The 26,388-nt window shown below is 47.4% G+C and carries 32 protein-coding genes; 13 read left to right on the forward strand and 19 right to left on the reverse strand.

From position 1 onward, the window contains the following. Positions 1 to 111 precede the first annotated feature (111 nt). The 5 genes from Q7P67_RS09360 to Q7P67_RS09380 all read right to left on the reverse strand — a co-directional run bounded on the left by Q7P67_RS09360 (position 112) and on the right by Q7P67_RS09380 (position 4,318). On the reverse strand, positions 112 to 321 hold the full coding sequence (locus Q7P67_RS09360) for a molybdopterin-binding protein (protein WP_303851701.1): 210 nt from the start codon (positions 319 to 321) through the stop codon (positions 112 to 114). A 176-nt stretch (positions 322 to 497) separates the two neighbouring features. Beyond that, entirely contained in the window at positions 498 to 1,232 is a 735-nt protein-coding gene (locus tag Q7P67_RS09365; RefSeq protein WP_303851702.1) for a M15 family metallopeptidase, read from the reverse strand. Further along, the gene (locus Q7P67_RS09370) at positions 1,229 to 3,352 is read right to left on the reverse strand and encodes an ATP-dependent helicase (protein ID WP_303851703.1); all 2,124 of its coding nucleotides are present in this window, start codon (positions 3,350 to 3,352) and stop codon (positions 1,229 to 1,231) included. Before Q7P67_RS09370 ends, Q7P67_RS09365 begins: the two co-directional genes overlap by 4 nt. A 101-nt stretch (positions 3,353 to 3,453) precedes the next feature. After that, positions 3,454 to 3,990: an NUDIX hydrolase gene (locus tag Q7P67_RS09375; protein ID WP_303851704.1), complete on the reverse strand. Its 537-nt coding sequence runs from the start codon at positions 3,988 to 3,990 to the stop codon at positions 3,454 to 3,456. Position 3,991: 1 nt separating this feature from the next. Beyond that, entirely contained in the window at positions 3,992 to 4,318 is a 327-nt protein-coding gene (locus tag Q7P67_RS09380) for a hypothetical protein (protein WP_303851705.1), read from the reverse strand. A 214-nt stretch (positions 4,319 to 4,532) separates the two neighbouring features. Here Q7P67_RS09380 and Q7P67_RS09385 point away from each other — a divergent pair, with 214 nt between their 5' ends. From Q7P67_RS09385 to Q7P67_RS09430, 10 genes are all read left to right on the forward strand, one after another. Further along, on the forward strand, positions 4,533 to 4,700 hold the full coding sequence (locus Q7P67_RS09385; RefSeq protein WP_303851706.1) for a 4Fe-4S binding protein: 168 nt from the start codon (positions 4,533 to 4,535) through the stop codon (positions 4,698 to 4,700). Positions 4,701 to 4,784: 84 nt separating this feature from the next. Then, complete coding sequence (gene cysE / locus Q7P67_RS09390; protein WP_303851707.1) at positions 4,785 to 5,450, forward strand: serine O-acetyltransferase; 666 nt, start codon at positions 4,785 to 4,787, stop codon at positions 5,448 to 5,450. Then, entirely contained in the window at positions 5,434 to 5,865 is a 432-nt protein-coding gene (locus tag Q7P67_RS09395) for an Rrf2 family transcriptional regulator (RefSeq protein ID WP_303851708.1), read from the forward strand. Before cysE ends, Q7P67_RS09395 begins: the two co-directional genes overlap by 17 nt. After that, entirely contained in the window at positions 5,849 to 7,003 is a 1,155-nt protein-coding gene (locus Q7P67_RS09400) for a cysteine desulfurase family protein (protein ID WP_303851709.1), read from the forward strand. Before Q7P67_RS09395 ends, Q7P67_RS09400 begins: the two co-directional genes overlap by 17 nt. Beyond that, positions 6,993 to 8,174, forward strand: coding sequence for an MFS transporter (locus tag Q7P67_RS09405; protein WP_303851710.1), 1,182 nt, complete (start codon positions 6,993 to 6,995; stop codon positions 8,172 to 8,174). Before Q7P67_RS09400 ends, Q7P67_RS09405 begins: the two co-directional genes overlap by 11 nt. Continuing rightward, the gene (locus tag Q7P67_RS09410) at positions 8,155 to 8,412 is read left to right on the forward strand and encodes a hypothetical protein (RefSeq protein WP_303851711.1); all 258 of its coding nucleotides are present in this window, start codon (positions 8,155 to 8,157) and stop codon (positions 8,410 to 8,412) included. The genes Q7P67_RS09405 and Q7P67_RS09410 overlap by 20 nt, the downstream gene beginning before the upstream one ends. After that, a complete protein-coding gene (gene nth, locus Q7P67_RS09415) occupies positions 8,399 to 9,058 on the forward strand; it encodes an endonuclease III (protein ID WP_303851712.1) in 660 nt (219 codons plus the stop codon). Before Q7P67_RS09410 ends, nth begins: the two co-directional genes overlap by 14 nt. Before the next feature lies 1 nt (position 9,059). Beyond that, positions 9,060 to 9,518 (forward strand): Lrp/AsnC family transcriptional regulator, encoded by a 459-nt coding sequence (locus Q7P67_RS09420; RefSeq protein WP_303851713.1) that lies wholly within the window; start codon positions 9,060 to 9,062, stop codon positions 9,516 to 9,518. Continuing rightward, complete coding sequence (locus tag Q7P67_RS09425) at positions 9,515 to 10,279, forward strand: glycosyltransferase family A protein (RefSeq protein ID WP_303851714.1); 765 nt, start codon at positions 9,515 to 9,517, stop codon at positions 10,277 to 10,279. Before Q7P67_RS09420 ends, Q7P67_RS09425 begins: the two co-directional genes overlap by 4 nt. Before the next feature lie 64 nt (positions 10,280 to 10,343). After that, positions 10,344 to 12,173: a LysM peptidoglycan-binding domain-containing protein gene (locus Q7P67_RS09430; protein WP_303851715.1), complete on the forward strand. Its 1,830-nt coding sequence runs from the start codon at positions 10,344 to 10,346 to the stop codon at positions 12,171 to 12,173. 317 nt (positions 12,174 to 12,490) lie between these two features. On the opposite strand, the gene folE2 is transcribed toward Q7P67_RS09430, so the two are convergent. The 10 genes from folE2 to Q7P67_RS09480 all read right to left on the reverse strand — a co-directional run bounded on the left by folE2 (position 12,491) and on the right by Q7P67_RS09480 (position 18,713). Then, a complete protein-coding gene (gene folE2 / locus Q7P67_RS09435; protein WP_303851716.1) occupies positions 12,491 to 13,267 on the reverse strand; it encodes a GTP cyclohydrolase FolE2 in 777 nt (258 codons plus the stop codon). A gap of 2 nt (positions 13,268 to 13,269) precedes the next feature. Beyond that, on the reverse strand, positions 13,270 to 13,995 hold the full coding sequence (locus tag Q7P67_RS09440; protein ID WP_303851717.1) for a M48 family metallopeptidase: 726 nt from the start codon (positions 13,993 to 13,995) through the stop codon (positions 13,270 to 13,272). Positions 13,996 to 14,068: 73 nt separating this feature from the next. Beyond that, positions 14,069 to 14,401, reverse strand: coding sequence for a YraN family protein (locus Q7P67_RS09445; RefSeq protein ID WP_303851718.1), 333 nt, complete (start codon positions 14,399 to 14,401; stop codon positions 14,069 to 14,071). After that, positions 14,401 to 14,952, reverse strand: coding sequence for a ribonuclease HII (locus Q7P67_RS09450; RefSeq protein WP_303851719.1), 552 nt, complete (start codon positions 14,950 to 14,952; stop codon positions 14,401 to 14,403). Before Q7P67_RS09450 ends, Q7P67_RS09445 begins: the two co-directional genes overlap by 1 nt. Position 14,953: 1 nt before the next feature. Further along, on the reverse strand, positions 14,954 to 15,604 hold the full coding sequence (hypB, locus tag Q7P67_RS09455; protein ID WP_303851720.1) for a hydrogenase nickel incorporation protein HypB: 651 nt from the start codon (positions 15,602 to 15,604) through the stop codon (positions 14,954 to 14,956). Then, positions 15,604 to 15,948 (reverse strand): hydrogenase maturation nickel metallochaperone HypA, encoded by a 345-nt coding sequence (locus tag Q7P67_RS09460; RefSeq protein WP_303851721.1) that lies wholly within the window; start codon positions 15,946 to 15,948, stop codon positions 15,604 to 15,606. Before Q7P67_RS09460 ends, hypB begins: the two co-directional genes overlap by 1 nt. Next, the gene (gene coaE, locus Q7P67_RS09465) at positions 15,930 to 16,574 is read right to left on the reverse strand and encodes a dephospho-CoA kinase (protein WP_303851722.1); all 645 of its coding nucleotides are present in this window, start codon (positions 16,572 to 16,574) and stop codon (positions 15,930 to 15,932) included. The genes Q7P67_RS09460 and coaE overlap by 19 nt, the downstream gene beginning before the upstream one ends. Continuing rightward, positions 16,575 to 16,814: a YkgJ family cysteine cluster protein gene (locus tag Q7P67_RS09470; protein ID WP_303851723.1), complete on the reverse strand. Its 240-nt coding sequence runs from the start codon at positions 16,812 to 16,814 to the stop codon at positions 16,575 to 16,577. Then, the gene (locus Q7P67_RS09475) at positions 16,804 to 17,568 is read right to left on the reverse strand and encodes a fumarylacetoacetate hydrolase family protein (protein ID WP_303851724.1); all 765 of its coding nucleotides are present in this window, start codon (positions 17,566 to 17,568) and stop codon (positions 16,804 to 16,806) included. The genes Q7P67_RS09470 and Q7P67_RS09475 overlap by 11 nt, the downstream gene beginning before the upstream one ends. 8 nt (positions 17,569 to 17,576) lie before the next feature. Next, a complete protein-coding gene (locus tag Q7P67_RS09480; protein WP_303851725.1) occupies positions 17,577 to 18,713 on the reverse strand; it encodes a hypothetical protein in 1,137 nt (378 codons plus the stop codon). Between the two features lie 90 nt (positions 18,714 to 18,803). Between Q7P67_RS09480 and Q7P67_RS09485 the strand changes: the two genes are divergently transcribed. From Q7P67_RS09485 to Q7P67_RS09495, 3 genes are all read left to right on the forward strand, one after another. Continuing rightward, entirely contained in the window at positions 18,804 to 19,286 is a 483-nt protein-coding gene (locus Q7P67_RS09485; RefSeq protein WP_303851726.1) for a metallophosphoesterase, read from the forward strand. A gap of 2 nt (positions 19,287 to 19,288) precedes the next feature. Further along, the gene (locus Q7P67_RS09490) at positions 19,289 to 20,641 is read left to right on the forward strand and encodes an NAD(P)/FAD-dependent oxidoreductase (RefSeq protein WP_303851727.1); all 1,353 of its coding nucleotides are present in this window, start codon (positions 19,289 to 19,291) and stop codon (positions 20,639 to 20,641) included. Positions 20,642 to 20,721: 80 nt separating this feature from the next. Beyond that, a complete protein-coding gene (locus tag Q7P67_RS09495) occupies positions 20,722 to 21,069 on the forward strand; it encodes a cupin domain-containing protein (RefSeq protein ID WP_303851728.1) in 348 nt (115 codons plus the stop codon). Positions 21,070 to 21,099: 30 nt separating this feature from the next. Here Q7P67_RS09495 and Q7P67_RS09500 read toward each other — a convergent pair whose 3' ends face one another. The 4 genes from Q7P67_RS09500 to Q7P67_RS09515 are packed head-to-tail and all read right to left on the reverse strand — an operon-like array spanning position 21,100 to position 26,385. Further along, on the reverse strand, positions 21,100 to 22,977 hold the full coding sequence (locus Q7P67_RS09500) for a glycosyltransferase (protein ID WP_303851729.1): 1,878 nt from the start codon (positions 22,975 to 22,977) through the stop codon (positions 21,100 to 21,102). After that, complete coding sequence (locus Q7P67_RS09505; RefSeq protein WP_303851730.1) at positions 22,974 to 24,161, reverse strand: acyltransferase; 1,188 nt, start codon at positions 24,159 to 24,161, stop codon at positions 22,974 to 22,976. The genes Q7P67_RS09500 and Q7P67_RS09505 overlap by 4 nt, the downstream gene beginning before the upstream one ends. Further along, on the reverse strand, positions 24,158 to 24,844 hold the full coding sequence (locus Q7P67_RS09510; protein ID WP_303851731.1) for an NAD(P)-dependent oxidoreductase: 687 nt from the start codon (positions 24,842 to 24,844) through the stop codon (positions 24,158 to 24,160). The genes Q7P67_RS09505 and Q7P67_RS09510 overlap by 4 nt, the downstream gene beginning before the upstream one ends. Next, positions 24,841 to 26,385, reverse strand: a complete 1,545-nt coding sequence (locus tag Q7P67_RS09515) for a glycosyltransferase (RefSeq protein ID WP_303851732.1) — start codon at positions 26,383 to 26,385, stop codon at positions 24,841 to 24,843. The genes Q7P67_RS09510 and Q7P67_RS09515 overlap by 4 nt, the downstream gene beginning before the upstream one ends. Positions 26,386 to 26,388: the final 3 nt, after the last annotated feature.

A 26,388-nucleotide genomic window follows, 5' to 3' on the forward strand; every position in this document is an offset into this window, starting at 1 on the left:
GAACAGCCCAAGGCGGCTTGTAAAAAATCTTTTGACGTGTACACAGAAGTACACAAGAAAGATTTTTTACAAACAACGAAGGGATGTGATGTGCTATAAGCGGCGGCAGAATCAGTCTACTGCTACTATGATTGAGGACGCCTTCATAATGGTATAAACCTTTTTGCCTTTAGCAAGTGCAAGGTTGTCGGAAGACGCTTTTGTAATGACGGAAACCACTTCCTGACCGCCTGTAAGCTCAACAACCACCTCAACGTTAACGGGTCCTTCTTTTATCTCTTTAACTTTTCCTTCAAGTACGTTTCTGGCGCTGAATTTCATAACGAACCTCCTGTGCTTTATTTGATAAACAAAATATAGATCGGCATTCGCTACACGTCAACAGAATTTCTTCTTAATTATCAATATAATAACGCTTCATGCGTTATTCGGAAAACGCTAAGATGCTGATTTTGATGGATAAAATATTTAATAGAAAAAACCGGAAAATAACGACACTATTTCAACGGGAAGTTGAAATAGGTATCGCTGAACGGCTCGTTTTTCAGCGTGAAGTGCCACCATTCCTTGTCGTAGTTATAAAAACCGTACTTTTCCATGGCGTTTTTCAGAATGTATCTGTTTTTCCGCTGAATACCTTTTATATCGGGATTATCAGTTGCGGCAAGGGGACTGAAACAGTCGAAACCCGTTCCCATATCAAGGGAATTATCACCGAAGCGTTTGTCGGCGGGCGCGTCGCAGCGCTTCATGTTTTTATACGGGATAAAGTTCTCTTTCGGTTTGCTTCCGAATGGAATAACGGTCAGATCAACGGTGCTTCCTCTGGAGTGTCCCGATTTGTGTGCGATGAAACCGCGAACAAAAAGTGTCTCTTTAGGTTCATCCGGGTAAAATTCGGCTTTGGTCTTCGTGTCGTTGATGTCCTCCGCCCATCTTGCGAAGTGATCAACGGCTGTCTGCGGACGGTAGCAGTCGTAAACTTTCAGCCCAAGCCCTTTAGTTTTAAGTTCCGCCTGCACCTTTTTAAGTGCCTGCGCCGCCTGAGCGGTGAGCACACACTCCGGTTCGTCGTAACCTTCAACAGGAACACCGACAAAGTTATGATATCCGAAATATCTGATATCATATGAAATATCCGGTACAACATCCCTCAGATATACGAAACCGTCGGGCAGTGCAAAGCACACGGAAGAGACGAAGGTCAATAATGCCGTTAAAAAAATTTTCATACGAGCCTCAAAAAGCCTATGCGTATTTTTTTTAGTCCTGTCGCCTTGAAGAACACGTCAGCGTTGGCTGTGTCTCCGGTTCCGGCGATGGCGACAACCATACCTTCTCCGAATTTTTCATGGAAAACCTTGCTTCCGCTTTTGATGCCGTTAACCTCTTTTGCTGAAACGGCGGCTTTGCGTTCCTCTTTTATATAGCCCGGAACCGGACGCTTAGGAGCTGCCGCCTTCATGCCGACGATACCCATCTCGTCCAGAAAAGTTGAGCGGCGCTGCGGCATACGGTTTCCGTAAACCATCCTTGTGGATGCGTATGTCATGTGGAGGTTCTGTTTCGCACGGGTTACACCGACATAGCAGAGTCTGCGCTCCTCCTCAAGCTGTGCAGGTTCGTCCAGACTGCCCTGCAAAGGGAACAGCCCGTTTTCCAGCCCTGTAAGGAAAACGTTCTCAAACTCAAGCCCCTTCGCGGAATGGATGGTCATGAGTTTTACGGCGGGTGCGGAATCCGCCTCGTCAACAGAGGTGGTAATCGCCGTTGCCGCGAGGAAATCGGTTATATTGCCGTCGGGCAGTGCCTGTTCAAACATCACCGCCGCGTTATAAAGTTCGTTTATGTTTTCGATGCGTTTTTCCGCCTCATGCTCGTCCTCGTAACGCTTGATAAACGCCTCGTAGTCGGTCATGTTTATGACCAGCTTCACCATATCACTTATTTTGGGCGTAACGGAAAGCTCTTCGAATATCATAAGATACGGTTCCATACCCCTTCTCTGGGCACCGCGCATCTGAGGGAGGAAACGTTTGCACGCCTCGATGAGGTTTATACCCTCTTCCGAAGCATACGCGGTTATGCTGTCCACAGCAGTTTCGCCCACGCCGCGGGGAGGAGCCTTCACGCTTCTGGTGAAGGAAACTGAATCGTAAGGGTTATCGTAAAGCCTCAAATAGCAGAGGATGTCCTTAATCTCTTTTCGCTGATAGAAACTTATGCCGCCTATGACTTTATATGACAGGTTGAGCCTGTTCAGGAACACTTCAAAGTTCCGCGACTGTGCGTTGGTTCTGTAAAGAACGGCTATCTCGTCCGCAGGCACTCCCTTGTCGATATAGTCCCTTATGTTGCTGACAACGAACTCCGCCTCGGCGGTTTCGTTTGAAACCGGCATAACCTGCACCATGCCGCCCTCATCGCGGAATGCTTTCAGGTCTTTTCCCTTGCGCATACTGTTGTTGCGGATAAGCTCGTTTGCCGCAGTCAGAATGACGGGACGGCTTCTGTAGTTTTCCACCAGACGGACTATCTTTGCCGTGGGGTAAACGGTATCGAACTCAAGGATGTTTCGGATATCCGCACCGCGCCAGCCGTAGATAGACTGGTCGTCGTCGCCCACAACACAGATGTTGCCGTTGTCGCCAGACAGAATATTCAGAAACAGGAACTGGATATCGTTGGTATCCTGATACTCGTCAACAAGGATATACCTGAACATATTCCTGTAATACTGAGCAATGTCGGGGTTGCGGCGGAACATGCGGATTGTGAGTGCCAGCATGTCGTCGAAATCTATAAAATTCTGCTCTTTCAGCTTCTGCTGATAGAGTTTGAAAACGTCTTCCATCATGTAAAAAGGGTCGGTGCCGGGGTTCAGTTCGTCAACGTATGCGCGGGTGTTTTTAAAATTGCTGATGCGCCACATATACTGTTTCGGCGGATATTTTTTTACGTCTATGTTCAGACCCTTCACGATATCACGGACTACGGACAGTCTGTCGTCCTGATCCAGTATGCCGAATCCGGCGCCAAGGTCTATAAGGTGTCCGTCCCTGCGCAGAAGGCGCAGACAGATGGAGTGAAAGGTGCCTATCCAGATGTCGGAATCCCGTCTGTCAACTAGTTTAAGAATACGTTCCTTCATCTCTCCCGCCGCCTTATTTGTGAATGTGACGGCAAGTATATTCTGGGGTGCAACACCCAGATTGTTTATCAGATGAGCGATACGGTAGGTTATCACACGGGTCTTACCTGTGCCTGCACCGGCAAGCACCAGCAGGGGACCTTCCGTCTGTTCCACCGCCGCATATTGTTCCGCGTTAAGTTCTTTTGAATAATCAGGCATGAAAATTAATCCTCAAAAATGAGACTGCCGTGTCGCCCTGATCCTCGCAGAGACGGCAATTGTCTTTGCGAGGGCATCGCCCGAAGCAATCTGAAACGAAATCAATATCCTTTAGCTTTGAAAACGCCGTATGCCGCCAGAGGTATGCTGTGCAGGATGGTTCCGTCGGCAATCATAGCTTCAAGCTCCTGCCGCGTGACCTCCACAGGCTCAATGTCCTCGAACGGGTCAAGATTCAGTTCCTTCACTTTTTCGCACCCTTCCGCAAGATAAGCATAGCAGAAATTGTCCATGAATGCAGGGTTGGGGCGCATTTTTGACAGAAGGGTCAACTTTCCCGTGAACCCTGTCTCCTCGGTGAGCTCGCGAAGCGCTCCCGAATCCGCATCTTCGCCCGCTTCAAGAGCGCCGCCGGGAAACTCGTATGTAACCTCTCCCGTGGCGACACGGAACTGCTTCACAAGGATAAACTTTCCCTCTTTAGTAACAGGGATTATAACAGCCCAGTCCTTCATGCTGACAACGGTGAATGTGCCCGTCTGTCCGTTTTTTGAAAAGTGAAAATCCCGATGCTCAATTTTAAGAACGGCGTCTTTAAATCTTTCGCGCCGCTCTTTCAGAAACCAGCGGTCTTTCATATTAAAGAATAAGCCCGCTGTCGGATTTGCCGCCGAGACCGCCAAGGTTTCCGGCTATTCTGATGTTGGATTTTGTTTCTATGTATTTGTTCGCAAGGTCTGCGGGGGTCTCTTTATATTCGTAAACGACATGGTCGAGTCTGATGCTTCCGCGTACCTCGTCCTCAAAAGGGAAACCGAATGGAACTATGGCAATCTGAAGTGAGCCAGTGTGTGTAGGCATTGCCTGAACAAGAACAACGTCGTTAACCATGCCTGCGGCTGCGTCTTTGATACCGATGATGGTTTCGCCTGAAACCAGCTTTGCGAACATTATATTTTCAACCATTGCTATTCTCCTTTTTTGCCTTATTAAAGGATGAACACTGTACCACATCAAAAAAAAATATTCAGCATAAAATATCTCAAGACACTGAAAAATATGGTGAAAAGTCATGTTTTTTCTGAAAATGGTTTTCAATAGGAGGTTGGCACCTTTTTCTTATTGACAATAGCGTACTTAGACCTTATTAAACCCTTAGAAGACATTATGGAGGTATGATATGGCTTACACTATCAACGACAGCTGCACAAACTGCGGCGTATGCGAAGATGAATGCCCCGTGGGCGCTATCAGCGAAGGCGACGACTGCAGAGTTATCGATCCCGACACCTGCACAGACTGCGGCGCCTGCGCAGAAGTATGCCCTGTTGACGCAATTGATGCGTAATTAACGGCAAAAAACGAATTTTCATATAGCCCTGTGTAACGCAGGGCTTTATTTTAAATATAATTACTACAAGGCAGCTAGGATATGGGAATAATAACCACTATAAAAGAAGAGATAAACACCGTTTTTGAACGCGACCCGGCAGCGAAGAGTAAGATTGAAATTCTGCTGTGTTATCCCGGTCTGCACGCCATGATTTTTTACAGAGCGGCACACTGGTTCTGGGTGCGCAGAATGTTTCTCATAGGAAGGGTGCTTTCGCATCTGGGCAGATTTCTCACCGGTGTAGAGATTCACCCCGGCGCAACCATCGGCAAGCGGTTCTTCATCGACCACGGCATGGGGGTTGTCATTGGCGAAACTGCCGAGGTCGGAAACGACGTAACCATCTATCAGGGAGTGACTCTCGGAGGTGTCAGCCTTGAAAAAAAGAAGCGTCACCCCACCGTCGAAGACAACGTTGTCATAGGTTCAGGAGCAAAGGTGCTCGGTTCGTTCACAGTGCACAAAAATGCGAAGATAGGTTCCAACTCCGTCGTTGTTAAGGAGGTGCCGGAAGACGCAACAGTCGTTGGCATCCCCGGAAAAATAGTAACAAACGGAAAGGAACAGTCCGCAAGATTCGACCATAACCTTTTGCCGGACCCCGTGGCAAGGACTATAACAGACATGGCGACAAGAATGTGCCATATGGAATCAGAGATAAACAATCTCAAAAAGAAGCTGGAAAAGTATGAAAATAACGACTAAAAGCAGATATGCCATCCGTTCCATCTTTGCGCTTGTTCTGCTTGGCGGCGACGAAAGACCCGTCACCCTTACACAGATAGCCGAACACGAGGACATCTCGCGCAAATATCTCGAACAGATATTCATAAAGCTGAAAAAAAGCAAAATCGTCGAAGGTTCAAGGGGCGCACAGGGAGGATACATCCTCGCCAAACCTGCGAATATGATAACTCTGAAAGAGGTTATATACGCCATGGACGGTCCGGTTTCGGTGTCGGACTGCACAAACGAAAGCGTGTGCGGCAACTTTGACCACTGCGGAATAAACTGGCTTTGGAGCGGACTGAAAAAAACTGTGGACAATTACCTTGAGAATATTACTATATATGACCTAAAGAGACAGGCAACAGGAGGGAAAGATGTCAATTTATCTTGACTACAGCGCTACCACGCCCATTGACCCGCGGGTCTTTGAAGCGATGATTCCATATTTCAAAGAAAAATTTGCCAACCCTTCGAGCATCCACTCGCTCGGACGGGTCGTCCGTGAGGATGTTGACAAAGCCCGCGCGACAATAGCGAAATCCATCGGCGCGGAACCCCATGAGATAATTTTCACAGCCAGCGGCTCGTCATCCGACAACATGGCAATCAGAAGCATCGCAGAGAAATTTGCCGACAGAGGCAAACACATCATCACCTGCGCCATCGAGCACAAGGCGGTTCTGCAAACCTGCAAGTATCTGGAAAAACACGGATATGAAGTGACCTACCTGCCTGTGGACAAGGAGGGTCTGGTCAGCATTGAAGACTTCAAAAACGCTATCAGACGCGACACTATCCTTGTTTCAATCATGCTGGTCAACAACGAGATAGGCACTATACAGCCAATCCGCGAAATATCCGACATAGCAAAAAAACATCAGATATTCGTCCACACCGACGCAGTTCAGGCTATGGGCAAAATGAAGATAGACGTTGGCGAGCTCGGCGTTGACCTGCTTACCTTCTCCGGTCACAAGATATGCGCACCCAAAGGCATAGGCGTTCTCTACGTTGACGAAAACCTCAAAGACGATATGGTACCCCTCGTTTTCGGCGGAAGCCAGGAATTCGGACTGAGGGCAGGCACAGAAAACGTGCCCAATATCATCGGTCTGGCAAAGGCTTGCGAAATAGTCATGGATGAGCTTGACGAAGAAACCGCGCACATCAGACATCTGCGCGACCTTTTCGAAAACAGGATTCTTAACGAGATACCCAAAACCTATGTCAACGGCAGCAGGGAAAAAAGGGTATGCAGCGTTACCAATATAGCTTTCAAATACATTGAGGCGGAAGCCCTCATGATATACGCTGACGAAATATGCTGCTCCACAGGCAGCGCGTGTACTTCCGAAAGTGTTGATGCGTCACATGTTCTTTACGCCATTGGGGTTGACCCTGTTGACCTTCATGGTTCCATCCGTTTCAGCTTCGGCAGATTCAACACCGAAGAGGAGATTAACCGCGCCGTGGACATGATTAAATCCAGCGTGGAAAAACTCCGCGCAATGTCACCCCTTGCTCAGTAACGATTCAAACGATAAAGCGGCGGCGCGGGACAAATTTTTAATTCCCGTGCTCGCCGCATACTATTTCCTGCACTACTGCACTCTTGGGATAATCTATCCATATTTCGGCTTCTACTTCAAGCAATCAGGCTACACAGGCACCGAGATAGGAATTTTCCTGTCCATACTCCCCATTGTATCGTTCACATGCACAAGCCTATGGGCGGATATCTTCACACGTGTGAAGCGGCGCAGACTTTTCATGGTAACGGGAATAATCGTCTCATCGTTCGCACTCGTGCCGATATATTTCATAAACAATAAGCCGCTCACGGCTGTTCTTCTTGCTGTGTTCGCGCTGTCCCGTACGGGGATTCTGCCTGTAATAGACAGTTTCGCATCGTCTCTTAACGACCGCATACCCTACGGAAGGATGCGGATATTCGGCTCCGCAGGCTTCATAGTGACATCCGTTGCCACCGGATTCTTTTTTGACAGCTTCGGAGCAGGCGCATTCATCCTGCTCTATACAGTTTTCAGTCTCCTTTCGGCAGTTCCGGCTCTGCTGGCAGATTACGACACGGGGATTTTCAAGCCAAGAGGCAGAGATGAAAAAAAACTCAGCCCGCAGTTAAAAATTTTCTTCGCCGGAGTCACCATATATCTGTCGTCATACGCTTTTTTAAGCAATTTCTTCAACATAAAGGTTGCAGAAGCGGGTTTCGGGCAGACCTATGCCGGATACATGTGGACGACGGGTGTTCTTGCCGAGATGTTCTTCATGTACAATCAGGAACGGGTGCTGAAAGCCATGCGCGTTGAATATATAATGATATTCTCAATGCTCCTTGGCGGCGTGCGCTATTTTGCCACAGCAGTCACGGATTCCCTCTTTCTGCTGTTCTTTTTCTCCGCTTTCCACGGTTTTGCATATGGAACCTTCCACATAAGCATAATGAAATTTTTCCGCACGAAACTCCCGGAAGGACTGCGGCTCAGAGCACAGACCATCTATTCCGGCGTGGGCTACGGACTGGGCACGGTGGCTGGTTCTTTCGTCTCCGGTCTGGTTTTTGACCACATGGGACTGAAGCCTGTATTTTTCACTGCATTTTTCTTTTGTGTCGCCGGAGCATCTGTAATATATTGGTACATGGGCATAGAGGAGAAAAATGGCAGCAAACAAGGTTGATACGCTCCTTGCGGAGCTTGAAACACTGGCACAGCAGTTGGGCATCCGCCTGCGCTATGAATCTACGCGGGCAAAGGGCGGTTTATGCCAGCTCGACGGTAAATACCAGTTTATTCTGGACAGAAAAGCGGCGAAGGACTACCGCCTGCTTATGCTGGCGCGCGCCATAAAAACTTTCGACCTTTCTGACATGTACATCAGCCCTAAACTTAGAGAGTACCTTGATGAAGAGGTCTGACATAAAAGAAGTGTACGACCTGCTGGAAAAGGCGTACATCGAAATGGACGAGCCTTCCGTCACAAAAATATCCAAACAGACGAAACGTGACCCGTTCAGAGTTCTGGTGAGTTGTCTTATCAGCCTGCGCACGAAGGATGAGGTTACTCTGGCTTCCTCCGAACGGCTCTTTGCGAAGGCAGACAACCCGGCGGACATGCTGAAACTTTCTAATGAAGAGATAGAAAAACTCATATATCCCGCAGGATTTTACAAAACAAAAGCAAAAACAATTTTAAACATTTGTCAAATATTAATAAATGAGTATAATTCAAAAGTGCCCGACGACATAGACACTCTGGTGACGCTTAAAGGTGTCGGCAGAAAGACCGCAAACCTTGTCATTGTCGAAGGTTACGGCGAACCGGCAGTATGCGTTGATACTCATGTTCACCGCATTTTTAACCGATTAGGCTATGTGAAAACAAAAACGCCCGAAAAAACGGAAACAGAGCTGCGAAAGCATCTGCCGAAAAAATACTGGATACGAATCAACGAGATACTTGTGGCATACGGGCGCGAAATATGCAGACCCGTTTCCCCGCGCTGTTCCGCTTGCGGGCTTGACAGCTTTTGTGATAAGAACGGCGTAACATCCCGGAGGTAGTATGCGTCAGCATAACATTGATGAAACAGACAAGCTGATTTTGAACATGCTTGTGAAAAATGCCAGAACTTCATATGCGGACATTGCAAAAGCGGCTGATATGAAATCCCCTTCCGTTATTGACAGAATAAAAAGACTGGAATCTCTGGGGATAATCAGAAACTATACCGTTGATATTGACTACAAACAGCTCGGATATGATGTTATCGCTTTCATAGGCATCTCCATCGACAACGCGAAACACATTGACGACTTTGAAATAACAATTCAGAATCTGGACGAAGATATCCTTGGCTGTCACCATGTTACAGGTGACTTCACCTTTCTTCTGCACGTTGTGACCAGAAACACCGACAGCCTTTCAAAGCTGATAAAAAAGATACGCAACGTTCAGGGAGTGGACAAGACAAATACCATTCTGGTGTTCTCAACCAAATTAGACAAGAAGAGACCTGTATGAAATTCAGCGTCGTCATCCCCGTTTACAACAGAACAGACACTCTTCGCACTGCGATCGAGTCCGTTCTTTGTCAGACGTTTAAAGACTATGAAATAATAGTTGTGGATGACGGTTCCGATCTTTCTGTCGCACAGTGTCTCAAGCCATACATGAGCCTGATAAACTACATACGTCACGACAGAAATCAGGGCGTCAGCGCAGCCAGAAACACCGGCATACGCGCAGCAAAAGGCGAATATATAGCTTTTCTTGATTCCGACGACGTGTGGCTGCCAGCGAAGCTGCAAAAGCACAACGAAATATTTCAGAAAGGATGGCTTTTCTGCTTTTCCGATGAATATTGGTTCAAAACCGACAGATTCGTCAACCAGACGGACAAACATGCAAAATACGGCGGGCAGATATTTTCAAAAATTCTGGACATGTGCCGCATCAGCCCTTCAAGTGCATCCATGCACCGCAGTATTTTTTTAACCTGCGGCTTTTTCGACAGCAATATGCGCGTTTGCGAGGATTACGACCTTTGGCTCCGCATAGCGTCAAAACATTATATTCACTATATACAGGAAAAACTTATAATACGCCGCGCCGTCACCGACGACCAGTTGAGCAAGAACATTATGTTCATCGAATCCATACGTCTCGTTTCGCTCGCCAGACTGGTGAGATGCAAAAAACTGACTCTGGCACAGAAAAAAGCGGCTATGACAGAGATTAACAGAAAGTATTCCATCGTACAGAATGGTATAAAACGGTTTTAATTCTTGCATTAAAGGTTTTTTTTATGTATGCTGAAACATTCATTACATTAAAAAAGGCTGCCCTATGAATAAATACATAGTTTTGATAATTTCACTGTTTGCTTTCGCAGCGTGCGCCCCACTTTCACCGCGCCCCGCAGACACCGACGACCTCTCTTCATCCACAGCAAAATCAACAAAAATTCAGGACGAACCGCTTTTTCTCAACCAGCCGGAAGAAACAGCTCCGGACGGGTTTGAAAAGTTTTCCCTGCCGAATTACCTTGATGATATAAACTCAAGAGAACTCGTTATATATGACGTACTTAAAAAGCAGACCGAGTTCCACCTCGACCAGAGCGATTCCGAATACGGCAAATATGACACCATTGCCCTTGTTGAAGAAGACCGATTCAACGCATATGTAAACCTTTTTACCAACAGATATTCCACCATTTTCCAGAAATGGCTGAACCGCTCCAACCAGTACATTTATATCGTCCGTGACATTTTCCGCAGAGAGGGCGTGCCGGACGACCTCACATATCTCCCCTTCACAGAGAGCGGGTTCAACCCCTCCGTCACATCCCACGCAGGCGCTTGCGGCATGTGGCAGTTCATGAAAGGAACGGGCAGAATGTACGGTCTGGACACAGACTTCTGGGTTGATGAACGACGTGATTTCGAAAAAGCCACAAGAGCAGCCGCTCGTCACCTTAAAGACCTTTACAACAATCTCGGAGACTGGTATCTGGCTCTTGCCGCATACAACGCAGGACAGGGCAAAATAACCACTGCTATAAAACGCTACGGCACAAACGATTTCTACGAACTTTCCAGCAGGGAGAAAACATATCTCCGACCGGAAACAAAAGACTATGTACCAAAATTTCTTGCGCTGCGCTATCTTGCACGCAACTATCAGGAATTTGGTTTCGATACACCGAACGGGCTCCCCATGCTCTATGAAAAGGTCACTCTTTACAGTCAGTCCAACCTGTATGTGATCGCTGATCTTCTCGGCACGGATATAGAAACACTGCGCGAGCTCAACCCCGAACTTATGACCCCCATGACTCCCCCCGTTGACGAATACGTTCTGCGTGTCCCATACGGCAAGCGTCTTGAACTTGAAAGCAAGCTGGAACACGTCACAGACGAAGAACTTGCGCAGTTTTACGTTGTTAAAGCGAAAGCGGGCGAAAGTCTTGACACAATCGCTTCCGAATACGGACTGGAATCGGCAGAACTCAAAAAAGCCAACGGGTTCACTGTTAACCGTGTAATGAAAGATACTTACGTTTTTGTTCCGATACCGCAGATTTATGACGAAGAGCTTAACTCCGACTTTGCAGGCGAGCTTAAAAGATACAACCCGAAAGTACACATAGTACGAAGAGGCGAAACGTTTAACGCCATCGCAGCCAGATACGGTCTCACTCCCGATGAACTTTCCGCACTTAACAACGATATGGCGCCCAGACGTATGCGCCGCGGACAGTCACTCGTCATCTCCGATACCTACTACAGCGACAAAGACAAACGCATCGCCATCACGAAGCCTCTTAAAACTCAGACAGAAAGAGCAAGCACATCAGTAAAATATAAAGTCAGATCCGGCGAAAACCTCTTCCGCATAGCCAAGAAATTCGGAACAACAGTTGCCGACATAAGAGAAGCAAACGGCATCAGAGGAAACAATATCATGGTCGGTCAGGTGCTTACGGTTCCATCAACATCAGGAAAAGCAAGACAGGCTTCATCAACCGCTGCAAGATCCACCAAATATAAAGTCAGAAACGGCGACAACCTTTGGGCAATCGCTAAGAAATTCGGAACCACCGTTGACGACATCAAAAGGATTAACGGCGTTGGCAGAGGCATCCGCCCCGGTATGGTACTGAGAATAGACTGAGAAAGGTATAACCTGAAAATATAAAGCCGCGTTTCGAAAGATTCGCGGCTTTTTTTTGCGTACTGAGATCGCCGCGTCGCTACCGCTCCTCACGAAGACGAGATAGAGTCTCGCGAACCCTCAGAGGTGAATAAGCCTCCCTTGAGAAAAAGGAAGATGCACCATACATATTAGTATGTGAGCTGTTCCAAACTTTGGTGTTTATAACCGAGCAGTTCAAGGCGAAGGATAAAAAATATGCGCAGTGTACGAATGTGTACATGAGCAATATTTTTTGACTGCAACGAAGAAATGCGATGTGTTAGAAACGCCAAAAATCAGATGCGTTTGTCGCGGGTGATACTGGCATAGGCCGAGTGATTGTGTATGCTCTCCATATTCTCGCTGGAAACTTCGAACCACACAACGCGGTCGTCTGCCATCAGCTTTGTGGCGGCGTTTCGCACAACATCTTCGACAAAAGTCGGGTTTTCGTACGACTTTTCGGTGACGTATTTTTCGTCCTCGCGTTTAAGAAGGGGGAAGACCGGGGATGATGCCGAGCTTTCGGCAATCTCTATTATCTCCTCAATCCACATAAGTTTTTTCATACGGACGGAAATCGTTATATAGCCGCGCTGGTTATGCGCGCCGTATTGACTAATCTCTTTTGAGCAGGGACACAGGGTCATTACCGGAACACGGACAGACATCACTGCGTCGCGTCCGTCGGGTCCGGAAGATCCAAAATATTCACAATAGTAATCCATCATGGCTTCCTGACCGGAGACAGGAGCCTTTTTCATAAGAAAATAGTTGAACGAAAGTTCAATAAATGATTCCTCGCTGTCCAGCCGTTCCTTCATCTCGTCCAGAATATGACCGACGGAATAAAGGTTTATGTCCTCTGAATGGCGGCTGAGTATCTCGACGAACCTCGACATATGCGTGCCTTTGAAATTGTGGGGCAGGCGCACATACATATTGATACGGGCAACAGTGCTCTGTTTGCCCTTGTCGCGGTCGGAGAGTACAACTGGGTAGCGGATATCCTTTATGCCGACGCGGTCAACGTCGAGATTTCTGTGATCCCGCTGATTCTGAATATCTTTCAATATTACCTTCTCTTGCCCATTCTCTGGTTGGCAAGGAACTGCTGGTAGGGTTTTGCGCCCTGAGGCATCTTAGCGCCAAGGTGCATCTGGAGCCACAGGTTGCCGTAGTTCTGCATTTTAAGTTTTTTACCGTTCTTAACGGCTTCCATAGCTGATTGCAGTCTTTCGTCAAGCGGGTTTTTATCCGCACCTTTTGAAAGTATTACCACAGCCTTGTCATTATCGCCCTTTTCCATAAGGAAATGTGCGTAGAGACTGTATAAAAAGCCCTGTTTCGGAGAGCCTTTGATAGCCTTATCCATTATCTTACAGCACTGTTCGAAATTGCCCTCTTTAAATCTCAGAGCCGCCAGCATAGCCATAGACATCCAGTTTTTTGTAAAACCGTTGTTCAGATAGGGTTCGGCTTCATCGAACTTCTGGTTTGTATAGAGGATGATACCTATCTGCGCATCTATCTGTTCTTTAACGAAAAACTGCCATTTGCCGTAAGGATACGCTTCCTTCAGCTTTTCGATGGCTTTGTCCGCGCGTCCCGCGGTGAGGTCCTTCTCAACCATTTTAAAATGATCCGTGAGCTTGTTCATGAACTTTTTGCCCACGAAAAAATTGATTCCCAGCACGCCCACAACGAACAGAAAAATCGGCCAGAAGATGCTGTATGTGAGAAAATAGAGTATAAGCGCAAGAGCTGTTGAAATTGCAACCGAAACTGCCAGTGTGTACATATTGAGATTCTCCAATTTTATAAAAGGTGTAGGATTATATCATCAAGACCCGAATTTTCAAGCAGAAATGCCGTTATGCTCCGAACGCATTCTTAATATGGGTGATTTCGCCTTCATCTATAGATATCACGTCGAACCGCGCCTGCATAGGCTTTCTGCCGGCCATATAGGTCTGCGCCGTCAGCAGCAGCTTTTCCTGCTTTTTCCGTGTCACCGATTCGAAACCCATCCCGTAGCCTGAACCGCTTCTGGTCTTCACCTCGACAAACACAAGAACGCCGTCCTTTTGGGCGATCAGGTCTATCTCGCCGAATTTACAGCGGTAGTTCTTCTCAAGAACGTCATACCCGTTTGACAGCAGATATTTTTCCGCCCGTTTCTCGCCGCTCTGTCCCAGTCCGAGCATCAGATGAAATTCCCGCAGAAGCTGATTCTGTGCAGCGGAGTCAGCCCGAATTTCTTTATGGCATCAGTATGCTTTTTCGTGCCGTATCCCTTGTTGGAATACCAGTCATAATCGGGATATTCGATGTGCATCTTCGTCATAAGTGCATCGCGAAAAACCTTTGCAACGATTGACGCAGCGGCGACGCACTGGAACTTGTCCTCCGCCTTGAAAGGGTGCTCCATAGGCACCTTAACGTCTTTAAGGTCAACAGCGTCCACGATAACTTTATGATACTCAATGGTTATCTGCCCCAGAGCATCCATCATGGCGCGCTTTGTGGAGTTCAGAATGTTTATCTCGTCGATGGTGGAATTGTCCACCATACCGATACCGATTGCCAGCGCATTTGCACGGATAACACCGTCCAGCAGACGGCGCTGTTTCTCAGGTATTTTTTTGGAATCTATAAGCCGCGTATCTGAAAAATCCTCCGGCAGTATAACGCAGGCGGCAACCACAGGTCCCGCCAGACATCCTCTGCCAACCTCGTCTATGCCGACTGTGAGCATATCAGCCTTTTTTCGCTTTTGTCATTTTTTCGATATAGTCAGCCACCTTATCAAGTCCCTCGCCAGTTCTGCATGAAGTGGTGAAAAACTCAAGCTCCGGCTGGATACCCTTTGCATATTCGATGCACTTGTCCACGCTGAAATCAACATAGGGGAGCAGGTCAATTTTATTAATGATATAAGCTGAGCCTGCGCGGGTCATAACAGGATATTTAGCCGGCTTATCATCCCCCTCGGTAACGGACAGAAGAACGACCTTCGCGTCTTCACCAAGGTCATATTCCGCGGGGCAAACGAGGTTGCCGACGTTCTCAATGATGAGCAGGTCAAGGTCATAACCCAGCGAGCCGAGAGCTCTTTCAACGTCTATCGCCTCAAGGTGGCACGCATTGCCGGTATTCACCTGAAACGCTTCAACGCCTGTCGCCTTTATCCTGTCGGCGTCGTGGGTTGTCTGCTGATCGCCTTCAACAACGGCAATTTTATATTTATCTTTCAGCATCACCAGAACCTTTTCCAGCAGTGAGGTTTTTCCGCTGCCTGGGGATGAAACGAAGTTAAGAACCGCAACACCTTTCAGCTTTTCACGCAGTTCCGCCGCTTTCATCTCGTTTTTGGTGAGTATTTTTTCCTGAATATTAACGGTTTTCATCAGTCCACCTCGATTTCTGAAACAGTAAGTTCTTCGCCTGTAATAAGTTCCACTTCATACGAACCGCATTTTGAACATGCGAAGAACATTTCGTCATACGTATCCGTCGCGCCGCACTTATTGCATTTTCCCGTCACGGGGACGTTGTCTATGACAAGAACGGACTCCGCTATCATGGGATATTCCTCTTTAATGGCGTCATAGGCAAATTTCAGCGCTTCGCTGTCCACAGCGGCAAGCCTGCCTATCTTTGCGGTGACGCTGCGCACAACCTTTGCGCCGTTGGCGTTCGCGTTTTCCAGCACAATCTCAATGAGACTGTTTGCTATTCCAAGTTCGTGCATACCCTCTCCCGTTTGCTTTTTGTGCATTTCCCAATAAGTTTTATAAGCTCAATCACCCGTCTTACCTCCCTCTCCAGCCTGTCGATGTCGGAGGAGTTGTCTATTACAAAGTTTGCGTATTTCAGTTTTTCTTCAATGGACATCTGCGCGTCGATTATCTTTTTCGCCTGTTCCTGCGTGATGCTGTCGCGCTTCATAACCCTTTGCAGTTGCACTTTAGGGTCTGTATAAACCACGATTAGCCAGTCAAACCGTTTATAGCTGCCTGATTCGACCGTAAGCGCAGCCTGGGTTATGATTATCGCTTTGTCGTTTCTGCCTTTTATGCCGCCAACGGCTTTGCTCTCATATTCCAGTATCGCGGGCTGGACAATGCCTTCAAGAACTTTTCGTTTTTCAGGGTTATTGAAAACTATTTCACGAATCTTCGCCCTGTCAAGGGTTTCATCCTCTCTGACTATTTCGCGTCCGAAAGCCTCCACAACGCCAAGGTACGCCTTTTCGCCGGGACGCATTACGATACGGCTTATCTCGTCCGTGTCGATGCAGTGACAGCCGTGTTTTTCAAAGAACATCGCCGCCGTACTTTTTCCGCTGGCAATGTTGCCTGTAAGACCAAGATACATCTATACCCCGTAAATATTTCTGTAGACTGCGACCTTTTCCTCGTCTTTCAGAGTGCTGACAAGGACGCAGAGCTCGTCAGGCTTATAGCCTTTGCAGCCCCAGGGTCTCTTTTCGTATATTGTGCAGAGGTTTTCCGGTGACAGATACCTGCACCGCTCACCCGCTTTTTTGTCTATCTCTTTTATGTCAAACGCCGTACAGCAGGTGCCGCACAGAAGACAGTCTATCTTATTTTCCATCTTTCACTATAGTATTTGTGAGCCTTCCTATGCCGTCAATCTCAACTTCCACAACGTCGCCCGGTTTAACGCTGCCGATGCCTGCCGGAGTACCTGTGGCTATGATATCGCCCGGCATAAGGGTCATTATCTCGCTCATAAACTCTATCAGAGCAGGAACGTCGTTTATCATCATGTCCGTTGTTCCGTTCTGTTTCAGTTCGCCGTTTACGAAAGTTTTTATGCGGGCTGTTTTCCAGTCGAAATCTGTCTCTATCACGGGACCGATGGGCGCGAAGGTATCAAAACCTTTGGCGCGGGCAAATTTTCCGTCCAGCTTCTGCAAGTCTCTTGCCGTATAGTCGTTGATGCAGGTATATCCGAAAATTACGCTCTCCGCGTGTTCGCGTTTAACTTTTCTGCATTTCTGCCCTATCACAACAGCAAGTTCCCCTTCATAGTCCACATGCTGACTTGTGCGCGGGAAGACTACCTCTCCGCCGTGTCCTGTGACGGCAGTGGAGGGCTTTATGAATATCATAGGGACTTCCGGCACTTCGTTGCCCAGTTCCTTTGCGTGCTCCGCATAGTTGCGGGCGACGCACACCAGCTTTGAAGGATACACAGGCGGCAGATACTGTGCTGTTTTCGCATCGCGCACCCTGTCCGTAACAACGTATTCGCCGAAGAACGAACCCTCTATCTCGCGGATAATCTCTCCGTCAACAATTCCTTTCTTCTCTGCCAGTCCGTCCAGAAATCTGCAAAATTTCATATCAGCCTCTATAAATATTTATCTTTAATATACTTTTCTGCACACTCAAGGGTCATGAGTTCCCTTGAAGCGAGTTTGGGGCGCACGTCGGCGATTATCTCACCCATCATCCTGCCGGCAGGAACACCCATGGCCATAAGCAGTCCGCCGTTAATCTTCATTGGCGTTTCAAAGTCCACATAGCCCATCTCTATCATAACACGGTGAACATAGGTTTCAATATCCCATACTTCAACTTTGTCCCGTGCCGCCAGCAGTCCGTAAATATGCAGTGCATCCCGCACCTCGTCGGGATACTCGTATATCAGCCTGCGCAGAGCGAAAGAGTCGCCCTCAACGCTGTTTGCCGTCAGCTTGCCTGCAAGTTCAGCAGTTCTGAGAACGTTTTTGAGAGAGCGGTGTGAAAGCCCTATCTCCTCGACAAAACGTTTGGCGTCAGACTGTTCCGCAGCCAGAGCCGCAAAAAAGAACTCGGCGCCCATTGACAGTTTTGCCGCCTCCACCGCTGCGGCTGAAAGTTTAAGCCCTTTGAAAATCTCGCCGTAAAGCCCGCTTTCATTCATGGAGCAGACAGCAATACCGGCATATTGCCCACTGAACAGCTTTGAAAATTCCTGTAATATACGCTCAGACGCGGAACGCTCAATCATTGTTTTTTCGGAGGATACCTTATTCATTGTCTCATCCGCTATCACAAACCCAAGCTGCGCCTGAAAACGGAACGCCCTCAGCATCCTGAGCGGGTCATCGCTGAAAGTACTCTCTCCGACATGGCGTATCACCCCTGCATAGATATCCGCAGGGTCGCCGATGATGTTCCCGTCAAAATCCATGGCAAGGTTGTTAACAGTGAAATCCCGCATAAGCAGGTCTTCCTCAATGGTTTTACCTCTTGGCTTTGATATGTCCAGCTCTGCATCGGGGCAGACAAGACGTATATTGTCTTTAAATTCCACCCATGCGGAAGGCAAAAGCACACGCACAGCAGATGCAAAGTCTTTGTAATCATGGGAAAGACACACAAGATCTACGTCGGCAACGGATCTTTTCAGCAGGACATCCCGAACGCATCCGCCAACCAGATATGCTCTGAATCCGCATTCGTCAACCAACGCCTTCAACTGTGAAAAGAAAGGTACGTTCATGCCTTATCCCGAATAATTTACAAATATTTAAGCCATATCATAAATCTTTTATGTGTTGACAACAACCATTTTCGAAGAGATATTTGTCAAATGAAGATACTTATCATATCAGATACGCACACTGATTCAATAGCAAAACTGCCGCAGGCGGTCATTGAAGAGGCAAAGCTGTGCGACGCCGTTATCCATGCGGGAGATATTGTGAGTTTTCAGCTTATAAACGAGCTTATGGCTGCGTGCCCTCTGGTTTACCCTGTTAAGGGAAACATGGACCCATATTACAACGACGAACGGCTGCCGGAAAAACGTCTTCTTGAATTTGAAGGGGTAAAAATTGGCGTGGCGCACGGCATGGGAAACCCGTCCGGCATAGAAAACCGTCTGCTGTATACCTTTCCTGATGCAGATATAATTGTTTTCGGGCATACACACAAACCCTTCTGGGGCGAGATAAGCGGCGTGTGGTTCCTCAACCCCGGAAGCCCTACGAACAAAAGAACAGAACCGTTTCACACCTATGCGGTTCTCACCATAGACAACGGCACTTTCAGCGCCGAGATAAAAAGGATTTAATTATGAGAGTAGCGATAATCGGAGCGGGCAGCGCTGGCATGACCGCCGCGTACAACTTTATGAAACATCCGGATATCCATGCGGATATCTTTGAAAAAGGCAAGGATATCGAAAAACGCAGCAGAAGCGAGGTTATGGAAGGTTTCGGCGGTGCAGGAGCCTATTCCGACGGCAAACTGACGCTTACAACAGAGTACGGCGGCTGGCTGCCTGACTATATGCCCGAAGACGTTCTGGAAAATTACATAGACGAAGCGGACAATATGTGGAAAACAATCAGCGGAGTGCTGGAAACAGACTCCGGATTTGATTACGAAACCACTAAAGACCTGCAATACCAGTGCAGCAGACACAAGCTGAAACTTATTCCCGCAAAGATACGCCACCTCGGCACGGATAACTGTCTGCTTTTCATCAAACGCATAAACGAGATGATCAAACAGTCCGACAACATAAATCTTTACTGCGAAACGCCAGTCACCGACCTGATAGTCGAAAATGACGAAGTTAAAGGCATTGTCGTTATAGAAAACGGCGAAGAGGTGCGCAAATACTACGACAAGGTTATCCTTGGCGTGGGGCGCTCCGGCAACGGCTGGATGCAGGATATTGTCCGTAAATACGGAATCGAGAACGGAATAAATCCAGTGGACATAGGAATCCGCGTGGAAGTACCCCGTTCAGTAACCGACAGATTTACCGATAATCTGTATGAATTTAAAATCAAATATTACACCAGCGAGTTCGAGGACGAGGTGCGTACATTCTGCGTCAACCCCGGCGGATTCATATCCATTGAAAAGAACGCGGGCGGGTTGCTCACCGTTAACGGACACAGCTATAAGAACAAAAAGAGCGATAACACCAACTTTGCGCTTCTGGTTTCAACCAAATTCACAGAACCTTTCGACGAGCCTGTCAAATACGGACAGTACATCGCCAACCTCGCCAACCTTCTCAGCGGTGACAACGTTATCGTGCAGAGATACGGCGACTTCATCCGCGGCAGACGATCCACAGAGAGCCGCATCCGCAAAAATTTCGTTGTTCCGACACTGAAAACAGCTCTTCCGGGAGACCTTTCGTTCGTCCTGCCCTACAGATATCTGCACAACCTGAAAGAGACCATTGAACAGCTCGACAAGGTTATGCCAGGCATGGCAGATCCCAACACGCTCATGTACGGTGTCGAGGTCAAGTTCTATTCCGTGCGCATAAAGGTAGACGCGAAAATGAAATGCAGCAGTCTGGACAACCTCTACTGCACAGGGGACGGTGCGGGAATCACCAGAGGAATCATACAGGCATCCGTTTCGGGGCTTATTGCTGCAAAAGACATTATTGAGAATAAATAACACAGATTGCTTCGATGCCCTCGCAAAGACTTCTCTGCGAGGAGACAAGCCGATGAAGCAGTCTCTACAGGAGACTATACATGATAGTTAAAGTTGAAGGACTGGAAGCAACCACAATGGAGAAACCCAGAGGCGGCAAGGGAAGCGCCCTGAGACTGGCATATGAAGCCGCAACAGGCTTTAAAGGCGAGGTAACAAATTTTGCCATGATGTCCCTTGAGCCTCACAGCTCAATCGGTATGCACCAGCACGTAGGCGACATGGAGATATACCTGATGCTCGACGGCAAAGCAAAGACCATCGACAACGGTCAGGAATATGAGCTTGTTTCCGGCGATATGATGATAACAAAAGACGGTGAGGAACACTGCCTCGTTAACGACGGCGAAACACCCGTCACTTTTCTTGCGGTAATCATTAAACACTGATAAATCATAGGCAGGCTTAGGTCTGCCTTTTTAATTCTGATATTCTGCGACAGCGGCGGCTGCCTTCTCTTTCGCCTCTCCATATGCCCTGTTAAGCAGCATATTCCTTGAATCAGATTCAACCGCCGATGCGGGGACTCTATAGAGAGAAGTTGTTTTAGGAACATAGACAAATCTGTTACCATAGGCATATCTCAGCCACAGGTTCCAGTCCTCAAGATATGTCAGGGACTCGTCGAAACCGCCCCTTTCAAGATATAAAGTGCGTCTGAAAAGCACCGACTGAATGGGAAAATAATTATGGTCGAGAAGTACTTCATAATCGAATTCCTGCAAATACCCTTTTAACGACCTGTATTCCTTTTCAGTATAAGAGCTTTTTGAATCACCTTCAAAAACCGTAGGGATCTCGAAAGTAAGAGAATATGCTGCTGCGTGGTCGTCATTGCGGTTTAACGCCGCAATCAGCACCTCAACATGGTCGGCAAACAAAATATCGTCGTCGTCGAGGAACATGCAGTAATCTCCGGAAGCCACAGACAGCCCGTAATTTCCCGCCGCAGATCTTCCCACCTTCTCAAGTCCGAAATATTTAACGTTCATTCTGCTGCGGACGCTCTCAATGAGCGGTGCCATGGTCTGTCCGCCGTCCTCAACGACTATCACTTCAATATTTCCGTAGGTCTGGTTAAAGATGCTCATGAGAGCCTGCATTAGCAGAATCTCACGCCCCTTATAGGTGCGCACGACGATACTCACGGTGCTGCCAGTGTCCGGCAGAGCAATTTGGTACCAGCCGCCGTTACGTTTAAAATCGTAATCTATCCCTCTGAACGGCGCGTAAAATCCTTCCCGCACGCGTCTTGTTCTTCTGAAATAGCTGTAATTATTTATGATTTTCTTTATATTCCTGAAAAGAGCTTTTCTTGAATTTTTGTATTTTTCTTTTGAAAACAGCAGAATCAGATAAATAAGAACTATCTGCAATCTGTCCGCAAAGCGTCCGTATCTGAGTCTCACATACGCACAGCCCAGAGTGCTCAATTCATATTGAAGAGGCTTGACATGCCCCTCCTTCTCGTATGAGAAATGTTCCACAACAGCATCCGGACAATATTTCAGAACGTAGCCTTCCGATCTGAACCTGTAGGACAGTTCCACATCCTCAGCATACATGAATATTTTCGGTTCGTACCCGCCCACCGCTTCATATGAGCTTCTTCTGAGCAGTATACACGCATGTGAAGACCAGTTAGTTTCCAGCGTCACCGGATCGTAATATTTCGGATGCTCGAAAGGTATCTGGCGAAGCTCCCATGATGCGGCTTTTCCCCCTGTGTCTGCAAGGGCGTGCTTTACAACTGTGGAAACAGCGTCCGAAGTAAACACAAGGTCGATATTCGTTATCAGACAGAAATCAGAACTGCCGGAGCTTATCGCTCTGTTGTGTCCGGCACCGAATCCCAGATTATCCTGAACGATTATTTTTACTGAACCGAACGCGTCTGCATATTTCGCCGCATACTTTTCAAGCCTCTCAACAGTATCGTCTGCGGAGCTGTGGTCAACGAAACACAGACGAATCTTTTCGAGCGGATAGCTCTGGTTCACCAGACTGTCAAAAAATTTATCAACCCATGCCGAACTGTTGTATGTAACAACGGAAACATCAATATCAACAGGGGCGAAACCTTCCGCATAAGTTATATCATTGAAAAAATCACCGGCATATAAAAAACGGTTTTCTGTGAGCTTCGCAGTAGCTTTAAGATTATCAGGTGAAGATATCATTCTGAAAGGGACTGAAGAAAGGTATTCTCCGTATCTCCGCAGCGCTCTGTAAATACCCGGGAGAAAAGACACCTTTCTGTAAATAGGGCGCAGAGTACGTTTCAGTTTGTTGGTCATAGCAGCACTATATCTACTATAAGAAACAGAAAAAGGATGCCGAACGGCGCAAACTTTTTCACCATTTTACCGGACACTACGCCGTCGCGAAGATCGAGAAACGGTTTTTCAACATAGCTGTATGTAGTTAAAGCCAGTGAATAGTATGCGGTAAACAAAACCGGATAGAGCAGGTAGGGTCTTGGATATACAAAATCGTATATTCCAAGCGCTGAAAGCAGTTTTATAACGAAAATTATACAGATTATATGCCCAAGGTACAGTGAATACGCCAGCTTGCTCGTCCACGCAGCCGCTTTCTCAATATAACCGGAAGGTTCGCGCCTTATATTGTTGAAATATGGCAGCAGGAGTGCCAGCAGAAGACCATGCAATGTTACGCCGAATACCTGCACCCAGCGCTCTGTTATCCCTGCGGCTCCGAGATAATACCACACGAACAATCCAGCTATGAGAGCAAACCACAGGACGCTCAGCGACCTTATCCTGTTCCAGAAATCGGCGTGATAAAAATTTATATACGCCATCAGAACTCCGAACATTATAGAATCCAGACGGGCAAGAACAACCATTCTTGATTCCCAGTTCCATGCGTTATAGTCCATATGCGGCAGGTGCAGCCTGTAACCTATAGCAACAGCCAGAAGAAACAGAGCCGACAGATAAAACGCTATCCTCTTTGATGAAAACCTGTAAGCCGCAAGAAATATCAGAGGGAACCAGAGATAGAAATGCTCCTCTATCGCAAGAGACCATGATATCGTAAAAAAATCGTCTGGAATAGACCATGCAAAGTTCTGCATAAAAAGCCAATACTCAGGATGAAAGGTCAGGTCATGTTTCCCGTGGTAATCGAAATTAAGAAACGCCAGCAAAGCTATGACATACAGGGGTATCGTCCTCATCCATCTGCGTTTCCAGAAAGTACTGATGTCCTTCATCGTGCCGAAACGTCCTTTTTCTATCAGCCGCACAATGATGGTGCCGATAAGAAAACCGCTCAGCACAAAGAATATCTCAACACCGATAACGGCAAACCGTCCTATGGGTTTTATCCATTCATATACCTGAGAATGTTCCAGCGTATGCCCCACAAGAACGAACAATATCGCCAGCGCTCTCATTATATCAAGACCGAAAATATAATCGGACTTCTGTTTTACGGTGTTATCTGTTTCACTCATTTAATGTAATACTTCCTGATTATCCGTTCGTTGTATCCTTCGTCAAAAGAAATGCCCAAATGCTCTGTGACAGACCTGATGCTATCCGTATCAATAAAATAAGCGTTTCCGCAGGAAATTTTATTACAGACCGCTTTCTTGCCCAGCAGTTTTTCAATCACTTCAACAAACACACTTACAGGATGGGAACAGGAAGAGGCGATATTGATCGTTTCATTCATTCGCAACCTGTTATCTATGAAATAACCTGCAATTTTCGCAACATCCTCAGAATCTATAAGATTTCTGGTTGCGTTTTCCCACACGTCAAAGCTCTCCGACGAGCTTATTCTGTTAAAAAGAAAATTGACGAAGGTCGGGCTTCCTGTCGCACCCACAACCTGCGGAAGCCTGAATATGTAGAATTGTTTATGATTCTGCCTTATCAGCTCCTCCATTCTTAGTTTATGGCGGACATAATGACTTTCCTCCATAGAGGGATCATAAACGCTGCAGGTGCTGAAATATACGAATACGGAGCCGGAATATTCCGACAGGGCATTTTCAAGCAGATCTTGCTCACGCCTGAACGCTGATTCCCTGTTCTCCCGCGAGTCGGAAACACCGCTGGCAAATATCAGCACGGAACTGTCGCTCTGATATTTCTGAAAAGCGTGAGCCATCATTCCCTTTCCGATGATCATCTTTCACCTGATGGTTGCTTCTGAGACGGGGCAACGTATCCTGGAGTGTTCAGTAGCTCGCCGCCGAACCTATCCTCGGTGTGCACAGTCATAACATATTCCAGAGCCTTCCCGGCTTTCGCTTCCGCTGTTTTCCTGTCCGAAAGAATCATTCTCACCGCCTCAACGTATTTATCAGAGTTCTCATAATCCGCGACAGGATATCCCCTGTCGCCAGAGATAACCTCGCCGACACCGCCGACAGCAGACGCCACAACAGGAATACCGGCAAGAGCGGCTGCGATTACCATGGTGGGAATACCATCCCACTGTGATGTATAGAGAAAGAGTGCGTAATCTTCAAATCCAAGAGCTTCAACTCCGTTGAAAGACCCTTTCATATCTACGTTCTTCTGTTTTTTCAACTGACTGATAACATTCTTGGGGCTCTCAAGCAGCGGTTCTCCGTATACGTCAAACTGGACGTCGGGCAGCTTTTCCACTATTTTAAGAAGAATATCAGGACGTTTCTGTCTGTCCAGCCTTCCCGCCCAGAGCACCTTTTTCGACGGAGCCTTCCTTTCGGCAAAGCTCACCGATGCTATAGGCGAATGGAGCACTCTGAACAGTTCCTCAGGATATCCGTATGTCTTTCTGAGCAGTGCCGGAAAAGAGCTGTTGTCACAAAAAACGTTTGTCAGCAGCCTGTAGCACACAGGCAGATAGGTTCTGGCATAACCCACAGGTTCGCCATATCTGTCGTAATCGTCACAAAAGACTGAAGCGAATATCTTTGTCTTGTTTCTGACTGCATTCCCGTAGTTTTTCACGACTTCCCAGACAAGTCTGGAATTGATGATATGCAGCGTCTGAATGTCCAGTTGGAGCAGCAGTCTGGCAAGTACCTGAACCATCTCAGTTTCAGTCATCCTTTTCAGTTCTTTGGAAACGTCGATAACGTCCACACCGGAGGGCAGCCTTTCAAGCCAAGGGGAATCTCCAGGCTCTGTCAGGATGACAAGAACCTTTCCCTCCGGCAGTCCGGCGGCAAAACGCACATGCAGCAGAGCAACATAGTCAGCTCCGCCCCTTTTCAGCCATGGCAGCGCAAAACAGTGCGTATAGGCAGTACCGGAGCATTTTTTTAGAAACCCGCGGTATACCTCTCCTGGTTTTTTATTTATCGGATGCTTATAGTTGTGATAAGTCGCAAGTTTGATCTGCGAAGGGGTCATTTCAGGATAAATTTCAGAGGACATGTTCCTCATTTCCGTAACAATCCATTCGGGCATAGGAACGCCGTCGCCCATTGGCGCGGACGGTGTCACAGCACCGTCAAAAGGAAGCCTGCCCTCTCTCTTTCCGTGTCTTATGTAATGAACGAGCGGATTTATGCCCGCGTTCTTAACGTCTGAGTTTGACTGAAGATAAAAGGATGTGTCAAAATATCGGGAGGGATTGCGCCCCTCTTTCCAGCCTTTGCCGATAAAATGAACGATGGCGGGATATTTCGAGGTTCTGACATCAGGGTACTGTTCGTAATAATATTTACTGCTGAACATCCC

This window comes from Seleniivibrio woodruffii (assembly GCF_029267515.1).
Lineage (GTDB): Bacteria > Chrysiogenota > Deferribacteres > Deferribacterales > Geovibrionaceae > Seleniivibrio > Seleniivibrio woodruffii_A.

Bases quoted from the DNA above. Each gene is read 5' to 3' on its own strand.
- Q7P67_RS09410 (WP_303851711.1), top strand. From the start codon at position 8,155: ATGGCAGCAAACAAGGTTGATACGCTCCTTGCGGAGCTTGAAACACTG.
- Q7P67_RS09505 (WP_303851730.1), bottom strand. From the start codon at position 24,161: ATGAGTGAAACAGATAACACCGTAAAACAGAAGTCCGATTATATTTTC.
- Q7P67_RS09485 (WP_303851726.1), top strand. From the start codon at position 18,804: ATGAAGATACTTATCATATCAGATACGCACACTGATTCAATAGCAAAA.
- Q7P67_RS09380 (WP_303851705.1), bottom strand. From the start codon at position 4,318: ATGGTTGAAAATATAATGTTCGCAAAGCTGGTTTCAGGCGAAACCATC.
- Q7P67_RS09375 (WP_303851704.1), bottom strand. From the start codon at position 3,990: ATGAAAGACCGCTGGTTTCTGAAAGAGCGGCGCGAAAGATTTAAAGAC.
- Q7P67_RS09495 (WP_303851728.1), top strand. From the start codon at position 20,722: ATGATAGTTAAAGTTGAAGGACTGGAAGCAACCACAATGGAGAAACCC.
- Q7P67_RS09385 (WP_303851706.1), top strand. From the start codon at position 4,533: ATGGCTTACACTATCAACGACAGCTGCACAAACTGCGGCGTATGCGAA.
- Q7P67_RS09430 (WP_303851715.1), top strand. From the start codon at position 10,344: ATGAATAAATACATAGTTTTGATAATTTCACTGTTTGCTTTCGCAGCG.
- hypB (WP_303851720.1), bottom strand. From the start codon at position 15,604: ATGAAAACCGTTAATATTCAGGAAAAAATACTCACCAAAAACGAGATG.
- Q7P67_RS09440 (WP_303851717.1), bottom strand. From the start codon at position 13,995: ATGTACACACTGGCAGTTTCGGTTGCAATTTCAACAGCTCTTGCGCTT.
- Q7P67_RS09460 (WP_303851721.1), bottom strand. From the start codon at position 15,948: ATGCACGAACTTGGAATAGCAAACAGTCTCATTGAGATTGTGCTGGAA.
- Q7P67_RS09360 (WP_303851701.1), bottom strand. From the start codon at position 321: ATGAAATTCAGCGCCAGAAACGTACTTGAAGGAAAAGTTAAAGAGATA.
- Q7P67_RS09450 (WP_303851719.1), bottom strand. From the start codon at position 14,952: ATGCTCACAGTCGGCATAGACGAGGTTGGCAGAGGATGTCTGGCGGGA.
- Q7P67_RS09420 (WP_303851713.1), top strand. From the start codon at position 9,060: ATGCGTCAGCATAACATTGATGAAACAGACAAGCTGATTTTGAACATG.
- Q7P67_RS09400 (WP_303851709.1), top strand. From the start codon at position 5,849: ATGTCAATTTATCTTGACTACAGCGCTACCACGCCCATTGACCCGCGG.
- Q7P67_RS09480 (WP_303851725.1), bottom strand. From the start codon at position 18,713: ATGAACGTACCTTTCTTTTCACAGTTGAAGGCGTTGGTTGACGAATGC.
- Q7P67_RS09475 (WP_303851724.1), bottom strand. From the start codon at position 17,568: ATGAAATTTTGCAGATTTCTGGACGGACTGGCAGAGAAGAAAGGAATT.
- Q7P67_RS09510 (WP_303851731.1), bottom strand. From the start codon at position 24,844: ATGATCATCGGAAAGGGAATGATGGCTCACGCTTTTCAGAAATATCAG.
- Q7P67_RS09425 (WP_303851714.1), top strand. From the start codon at position 9,515: ATGAAATTCAGCGTCGTCATCCCCGTTTACAACAGAACAGACACTCTT.
- nth (WP_303851712.1), top strand. From the start codon at position 8,399: ATGAAGAGGTCTGACATAAAAGAAGTGTACGACCTGCTGGAAAAGGCG.
- Q7P67_RS09445 (WP_303851718.1), bottom strand. From the start codon at position 14,401: ATGCTCGGACTGGGACAGAGCGGCGAGAAACGGGCGGAAAAATATCTG.
- Q7P67_RS09490 (WP_303851727.1), top strand. From the start codon at position 19,289: ATGAGAGTAGCGATAATCGGAGCGGGCAGCGCTGGCATGACCGCCGCG.
- Q7P67_RS09395 (WP_303851708.1), top strand. From the start codon at position 5,434: ATGAAAATAACGACTAAAAGCAGATATGCCATCCGTTCCATCTTTGCG.
- coaE (WP_303851722.1), bottom strand. From the start codon at position 16,574: ATGTATCTTGGTCTTACAGGCAACATTGCCAGCGGAAAAAGTACGGCG.
- cysE (WP_303851707.1), top strand. From the start codon at position 4,785: ATGGGAATAATAACCACTATAAAAGAAGAGATAAACACCGTTTTTGAA.
- Q7P67_RS09515 (WP_303851732.1), bottom strand. From the start codon at position 26,385: ATGTTCAGCAGTAAATATTATTACGAACAGTACCCTGATGTCAGAACC.
- Q7P67_RS09500 (WP_303851729.1), bottom strand. From the start codon at position 22,977: ATGACCAACAAACTGAAACGTACTCTGCGCCCTATTTACAGAAAGGTG.
- Q7P67_RS09470 (WP_303851723.1), bottom strand. From the start codon at position 16,814: ATGGAAAATAAGATAGACTGTCTTCTGTGCGGCACCTGCTGTACGGCG.
- Q7P67_RS09365 (WP_303851702.1), bottom strand. From the start codon at position 1,232: ATGAAAATTTTTTTAACGGCATTATTGACCTTCGTCTCTTCCGTGTGC.
- Q7P67_RS09370 (WP_303851703.1), bottom strand. From the start codon at position 3,352: ATGCCTGATTATTCAAAAGAACTTAACGCGGAACAATATGCGGCGGTG.